Source organism: uncultured Cetobacterium sp., from assembly GCF_947039425.1.
Lineage (GTDB): Bacteria > Fusobacteriota > Fusobacteriia > Fusobacteriales > Fusobacteriaceae > Cetobacterium_A.
Genome location: NZ_CAMQYW010000078.1, coordinates 1 through 7,045 on the forward strand (window position 1 = coordinate 1; position 7,045 = coordinate 7,045).

General features: G+C 30.0%; 8 protein-coding genes. All 8 read left to right on the forward strand.

Annotated elements, in window-relative coordinates:
* Positions 1-1,624, forward strand: a 1,624-nt coding sequence (locus Q0V09_RS05630; protein ID WP_297487585.1) for a selenocysteine-specific translation elongation factor, incomplete at its 5' end; no start/stop codon positions are given.
* Between the two features lie 2 nt (positions 1,625-1,626).
* Complete coding sequence (locus Q0V09_RS05635; RefSeq protein WP_297404821.1) at positions 1,627-2,019, forward strand: GrdX family protein; 393 nt, start codon at positions 1,627-1,629, stop codon at positions 2,017-2,019.
* Complete coding sequence (locus tag Q0V09_RS05640; RefSeq protein WP_297404819.1) at positions 2,016-2,981, forward strand: FAD-dependent oxidoreductase; 966 nt, start codon at positions 2,016-2,018, stop codon at positions 2,979-2,981. The genes Q0V09_RS05635 and Q0V09_RS05640 overlap by 4 nt, the downstream gene beginning before the upstream one ends.
* Before the next feature lie 46 nt (positions 2,982-3,027).
* Positions 3,028-3,345 (forward strand): thioredoxin domain-containing protein, encoded by a 318-nt coding sequence (locus tag Q0V09_RS05645; protein WP_297404817.1) that lies wholly within the window; start codon positions 3,028-3,030, stop codon positions 3,343-3,345.
* Positions 3,346-3,379: 34 nt separating this feature from the next.
* Positions 3,380-4,666 (forward strand): glycine/sarcosine/betaine reductase component B subunit, encoded by a 1,287-nt coding sequence (locus Q0V09_RS05650; RefSeq protein WP_297404815.1) that lies wholly within the window; start codon positions 3,380-3,382, stop codon positions 4,664-4,666.
* A 56-nt stretch (positions 4,667-4,722) separates the two neighbouring features.
* Entirely contained in the window at positions 4,723-5,196 is a 474-nt protein-coding gene (gene grdA, locus Q0V09_RS05655) for a glycine/sarcosine/betaine reductase complex selenoprotein A (protein ID WP_297404812.1), read from the forward strand.
* Between the two features lie 132 nt (positions 5,197-5,328).
* Positions 5,329-6,618: a glycine reductase complex selenoprotein B gene (grdB, locus tag Q0V09_RS05660; protein ID WP_297487587.1), complete on the forward strand. Its 1,290-nt coding sequence runs from the start codon at positions 5,329-5,331 to the stop codon at positions 6,616-6,618.
* 67 nt (positions 6,619-6,685) lie between these two features.
* Positions 6,686-7,045, forward strand: a 360-nt coding sequence (locus Q0V09_RS05665) for a hypothetical protein (protein WP_297487589.1), incomplete at its 3' end; no start/stop codon positions are given.

The window sequence follows — 7,045 nt, forward strand, 5'->3', positions numbered from 1 at the left end:
GCAAACTATAGAACATTTTAATATCTGTAAATTTTTAGGAATAAAGTATGGAACGATTGTATTAACAAAGAGTGATTTATGTAGTGGTGAAAGAATTGAAGAAGTAAAAGAAGAGATAAGAGAATATTTTAAAGATTCATTTTTAGAAGGAAGTGAGATATTTGAAACTTCAATAAAAAATATAGAATCTTATGATAACTTAAAATCTCATATTATCGAACAAGTAAATAAGATAAATTTTGCAACAGAAGAAGATAAAAATTTTAGAATGTCAGTAGATAGAGTATTTGGTGTAAAAGGATTTGGTGCAGTAGTAACAGGAACTTCTCAGAACAACAAGGTGAGTATTGGAGATTCTGTAATGATTTATCCTAAGAAGATTAAAACAAAGGTTAAATCAATAGAAAATCATGGGAAATCTTTAGAGGTATTAGAAGCTGGTAATAGATGTGCGTTAAATTTAAGTGGAATAGAAATAAGTGACCTATCAAGAGGAGATATATTATCTAAAAATTTTAATTTAGAGAGTAGTAAAAGAATAGATTGTTATTTACAATTATTAAAAACTTGTAAAAGTTTAAAAAATAATTCTCAAGTGAGATTAAACATAGGAACTAAAGAGATTTTAGCTAAAATAAAAATCTTTGGAAAAAATAAATTGGATGGTGGAGAGTCTTCATTTATTCAGTTAGAGTTAAAAGAAGAATTTGTAGGATTAAAAAATGATTTGGGAATTTTAAGAAGTGTTTCTCCTATTCAAACATTGGGAGGAATCAGAGTTATAAATACATCTGGAGAGATAACGAAAAGAACAGATGAAGAGTACATAGATAAATTAAAAGTTTTATCTAATGGAGATTTATTAGAGCAGATTAAACTTTACTTAAAAGAAAAACGAGGAGTTTTGGTAACATATATAGATTTATTAGAACATTTTAGTTTTTTAAATAATATTTCAGAAGATACTAATTTATTAAATAATATAGATATTGAAGTAATGGAAGAAAATAATGAAAAGTTTTATGTATATAAAAAATATATTGAAGATTTAAAAATAAACATAAAATCTTACTTTGAAGATTTTTATAAAAATAATTCATTAAAGTTGTATTTACCCAAAGCTGAGATAAAAAATAAATATTTTAAAAATATAAAAGGAAAAGATTTTAATACATATTTAAATTATTTAGAAAAAATAGAATTTTTAAATATATTAGAAGATAAAATAGCACTTTTTAATCACAAAGTTACTTTAAATAAAGAACAAAAAAAATTAAAAGATGATATTTTAGTAAAATATAAAGACTATGGATTTAATCCAGAGAAAACTAAACAAATTTCAAATTTGTTTTTAAATAAAAAAGAGTTTGATAATATGGTTTATTATCTTATAGAAAAAAAACTCCTTGTATTTTTAGGAGATGATACAAATATATTAGCAGGATTCTATAAAGAATCAGAAAAAAAATTAAGAGAATACTTTCAACTAAATAAAGAATTGAGACTAAAGGATTTTAGAACATTTTTGGAAACAAATAGAAGGATGGCATTATTGATTTTAGAGAAATTTGACTCTCTAAAGATTACTCAAAAAATAGATGATTACAGAATTTTAAGGAGTTGAAAATGAAAACAGTATTAGTAACTAACAATCCTTTAACAGAAAAAAATGTTTTAGAGCTTGATAAAGTTTATTTAGATGATAAGACATATTTAGATGTACTTTGTTATGTAAGGGATGAAATACATAAAGGAGCTAAAATCCTAACACATCCATTAACAAGTAGTATTAAGCCTGGAGAAACACCATATAAAAGCATTTTAATAGAAAGACCGACGGAAACTGAATTAGATTTTAATTCATTAACTTTAATAGAAAATTCCATAGAAGTGGTTAAAAAATTTTTAGTGAATACTAGAAACAGAAAAGCATATACAAAGGAGATCTTATTTGATTTCCAAACTATAGATTACTTAGTAATAAAAAGTGGAATAGAAAGTATGGGAGGACTAAAATGAGTAAAATTTACGACACACTGATTATCGGTGGAGGACCAGCAGGATTAAGTGCAGCTTTGTATGCTTCAAGAAGCAAAATGTCAACATTAGTGTTTGAAAAAGCAAGAATGGGAGGACAAATCGTTATTACTGCTGATGTAGCAAACTATCCAGGATCAGTTTGTAAAGAAGGGGCAGAGCACCCAACAGGACCTGAAATTGTAGCAAGAATGGTACAACAAGCTGAGGATTTTGGAGCTCAAAGAGTAATGAAAGAGATAAAAAAAGTAAATCTATCAGATAAAATAAAAACTATTGAAACAGCAGATGGAGAAATTTATCAAGGTAAATCTATAATCTTAGCTACTGGTGCAGTTCCTAGAAAATTAGGATGTATAGGTGAAAAAGAATTTACAGGAAAAGGTGTATCATATTGTGCAACTTGTGATGCTGATTTCTTTACAGATTTTGAAGTGTTTGTTGTTGGTGGAGGAGACTCTGCAGTTGAAGAAGCAATTTACTTAGCAGATTTTGCAAGAAAAGTAACACTTGTTGTTAGAAAACCTTTCTTTAGATGTGCAAAATCAATAGAGGAAAAAGCATTAGCTAATCCCAAAATTGAAGTTAAATATAATACAGAATTATTAGAAGTAAAAGGTGATGGAATTGCTGAATCAGCGATCTTTAAAAATAATGTAACTGGTGAAGAGTATGAGTATTTCGCTCCTGAAGAAGATGGAACATTTGGAATATTTATGTTTGTAGGTTTTGATGCTAATACAAATTTATTTAAAGATGTTATAACAGTTGATAATAGTAATTTTGTAATAACAAATGATAATATGGAAACAAATATACCTGGTGTATTTGCTGCTGGAGATTTAAGAGTGAAAAGTTTAAGACAAGTTGTAACAGCAACAGCAGATGGAGCTATAGCAGCAACAATAGCTTATAAATATATCAAAGAAGAGTTTGAAAAATAAAAATTTAATATAGATCTTAAAACTAATATACAAAGGAGATGAAAAAATGTTAGAAATAACAAAAGATAATTTTGACGAACTTGTAAAAGAAAGTAAAAAGCTAGTTTTAGTTGACTATTTTAGTGATGGGTGTGAGCCTTGTAAGGCTTTAGTACCTCACATTGAAGAGTTAGGAAAAATTTATGGAGATAGAATAGAATTCTACAAATTTAACACTTCAAAAGCTAGAAGATTAGCTATAAAAGAGAAAGTTTTAGGATTACCAACAATCACTATTTATGAAAATGGTGAAAAGAAGAACGAATTAACAAAAGAGGATGCAACTAAAGAAAACATAGAAAAAATGATATTAAAATCACTATAATTTAATTAATTACATAATTAAGGAGGAAACAAACTTGCGTCTAGAGATCGGAGAAATCAAAATCAAAGACATCATATTTGGTGATGTGTCAAAGGTTGAAGAAGGAGTTCTTTATATCAACCAAGAAGATATTAAAAAGATAGTTATGGCTGATGATAAAATTAAGTCATTAAATATCGAGATTGCAAAACCTGGGGAATCAGTAAGAATCACTCCAGTAAAAGATGTAATTGAGCCAAGAGTAAAAGTTGAAGGTAACGGTGGAGCATTCCCTGGTATCTTATCTAAAACTGAAACTGTAGGATCAGGAAGAACTCATGTTTTAAAAGATATGGGTGTTGTAACTTGTGGTAAAATTGTAGGATTCCAAGAAGGAATTATTGATATGCAAGGTCCAGGAGCAGATTATACTCCATTCTCAAAATTAAACAATTTATGTTTAGTAATTGAGCCAAATGAAGGATTAGAGTCTCACGTATATGAGGCATCTGTTAGAATGGCTGGATTAAAAGTATCTGAGTTTATTGGTAACTTAGCAAAAGAAGTTACTCCAGATGATGTTTTAACATATGAAACTAAGCCAATATTTGAGCAAGCAGCACAGTATCCAGACTTACCAAAAGTTGGTTATGTATATATGCTTCAAACACAAGGATTACTTCATGATACATATGTATATGGAGTAGATGCAAAGAAAATAATTCCTACAATATTATATCCAACTGAAGTTATGGATGGAGCAATAATTAGTGGAAACTGTGTATCAGCTTGTGATAAAAATACTACATATCATCACTTAAATAATCCAATTATTAAGTCATTATATGCAAAACATGGAAAAGAAATTAACTTCATGGGAATTATTGTAACAAATGAAAATGTATTTTTAGCAGATAAAGTTAGATCATCTGATATGACAGCTAAATTATGTGAATATTTAGGTCTTGATGGAGCTATCGTTTCTCAAGAAGGATTTGGAAATCCAGATACAGATTTAATTATGAACTGTAAAAAAATAGAAACAAAAGGAATTAAAACAGTTATCGTAACTGATGAATATGCTGGAAGAGATGGAGCTTCTCAATCTTTAGCAGATGCTGATAAATTAGCAGATGCAGTTGTAACTGGTGGAAATGCTAATGAGTTAATCACATTACCTCCAATGGATAGAATCATAGGAATGACTTCATATACAGATACTATCGCAGGTGGATTTGATGGATCATTAAGAGAAGATGGAAGTATAGTTGCAGAGATTCAAGTAATCACAGGAGCAACTAATGAATTAGGATTTAACAGACTAACAGCTAAAAGCTATTAATTAAGTAAAATTATATATATAAAAAAATAAAAATTATTTTTCGAGGAGGAGAGTTAATGAGTATTATAGAGAATAAAAAAGTAATAATCATTGGTGACAGAGATGGAATCCCTGGGGAAGCTATCAAAGAGTGTGTAGAAACTGTAGAAAATGTTCAGGTGTTATTTGCTGCAACAGAATGTTTTGTCTGAACGGCAGCGGGAGCTATGGATTTAGAAAATCAAAAAAGAATCGAGTCTTTGGCAGGAGAATTCGGTCCAGAAAATATAGTAATATTATTAGGAGCAGCAGAAGCAGAAGCATCTGGTCTTGCAGCTGAAACAGTAATATCAGGAGATCCAACATATGCAGGTTGTCTTGCAGGTGTAGAGTTAGGATTAACTGTATATCACGTTTTAGAAGATGAGTTTAAAAATGCAGTAGACCCAGCGGTTTACGATGAGCAAATCGGAATGATGGAGATGGTATTAGATGTACCTTCTATCGTTGAAGAGATGCATGAAATGAGAAAAGGTTGTAAATACCTATAATTTTTAAGAATTAAAAAATTTACAAACTGCCGTAACAAAAAATCCATAGAATCCAATATAACCTAGGTTAGGTTATTAAAAAACAAAATTTTCTCTAGTAAGAGAAACCTTAAACTACAGAAGGGGTGTCAGATGTCTAAGATAAGAGTTGTACATTACATAAACCAATTCTTTGCCAATATTGGTGGAGAAGAAATGGCGCATATAGAGCCAGAAAAGAGAGCTGGAAAAGTAGGACCTGGATTAGGTTTAGAAAAAGAGTTTGATGGGAAAGCGGAAATTGTAGCAACTATTATTTGTGGAGATTCATATTTTAATGAAAATTTAGAAGTAGCAAAAGCTAGAATTTTAGATTTAATTAAAGCAGAAAATCCAGATATATTTGTAGCAGGTCCAGCATTTAATGCAGGTAGATACGGAGTTGCTTGTGGAACAATGGCAAAACTAGTTCAAGAAGAATTAGGAATTCCTGTTGTTACTGGAATGTATATTGAAAATCCAGGTGTAGACATGTTTAGAAAAGATCTTTTCATTGTTGAGACTAAAGATTCTGCAGCAGGGATGAGATCAGCATTACCAACAATAGCTAAATTAGCATTAAAATTATATAATAAAGAAGTTGTAGATTGTCCTGAAACTGATGGATATATCTTAAGAGGAATGAGAAAGAATTATTTTGCTGATAAAGTTGGAGCAGAAAGAGCTGTAGACATGTTAGTAAAAAAATTAAATAAAGAAGAGTTTAAAACTGAATATCCTATGCCAACATTTGATAGAGTTGAGCCAGGAAAAGCTATTAAAGATCTAAGTAAAGCTAAAATTGCTTTAGTTACTTCTGGAGGAATAGTTCCAACTGGAAATCCAGATAGAATAGAAGCATCATCTGCATCTAAGTATGGAGAGTATTCTATAAATGATATGGGACAAACAGCTCATGGTGGATATGATCCAACATATGCAAATCAAAATCCAGATAGAGTTTTACCAGTTGACGTATTAAAAGATATTGAAGCAGAAGGTAAAATTGGAGAATTATTCCCTTACTATTATACAACAGTAGGGAATGGAACATCTGTAGCAAACTCAGATGCTTTCGCAACAGAAATTGCTAAAAAACTATTATCTGAAGGGGTGGACGGAGTAATCTTAACATCTACTTGAGGAACTTGTACTCGTTGTGGAGCAACGATGGTAAAAGCAATAGAAAGAACAGGAATCCCAGTTGTGCATATTTGTACAGTAGTACCTATTTCACAAACTGTAGGAGCAAATAGAATAGTTCCAGCAGTAGCAATTCCTTATCCTCTTGGAAATCCATTAGTAGATGCGGTTGAAGAGAAGAAATTAAGAAGAGCTATTGTGGACAAAGCGTTAGAGGCATTAACAATTGAAATAGATTCTCAAACTGTATTTGAAAGATAAGAAGGTGGCTGAAGGAAAGAAGTGTCTTCCCTTCAGCCTTTTTTCATAAAAATTAGGAGGTTTAATAATGAGTTATGCTGTTTTAAAAAATGTGGGATATGCGTTAGTTCATACACCTGAGATGATATTACATAATGGAACAACACAAACAACAGAGAAGCAAGTACATCCAGATTCAGAGTATTTAAAAAATATAAGAGCTTCATACAGAAGTTTTGAAGATGTTGTTAATTATGCACCAAATCAAACTTATATAGGAAATATGACACCAGCACAATTAAAAGAATTAGGAAACTCTTGGGTTGATGTAAAAGTTGATGGAAATAGAGTAGGAAAATATGGAGAAATTTTACCAGAAAATGAATTCTTAGTTTTATTAAAAATTTGTGATAAGTTTGATTTAGTGATGTTAGAAGAGTCATTCTTA

Bases quoted from the DNA above. Each gene is read 5' to 3' on its own strand.
- Q0V09_RS05635 (WP_297404821.1), top strand. From the start codon at position 1,627: ATGAAAACAGTATTAGTAACTAACAATCCTTTAACAGAAAAAAATGTT.
- Q0V09_RS05640 (WP_297404819.1), top strand. From the start codon at position 2,016: ATGAGTAAAATTTACGACACACTGATTATCGGTGGAGGACCAGCAGGA.
- Q0V09_RS05645 (WP_297404817.1), top strand. From the start codon at position 3,028: ATGTTAGAAATAACAAAAGATAATTTTGACGAACTTGTAAAAGAAAGT.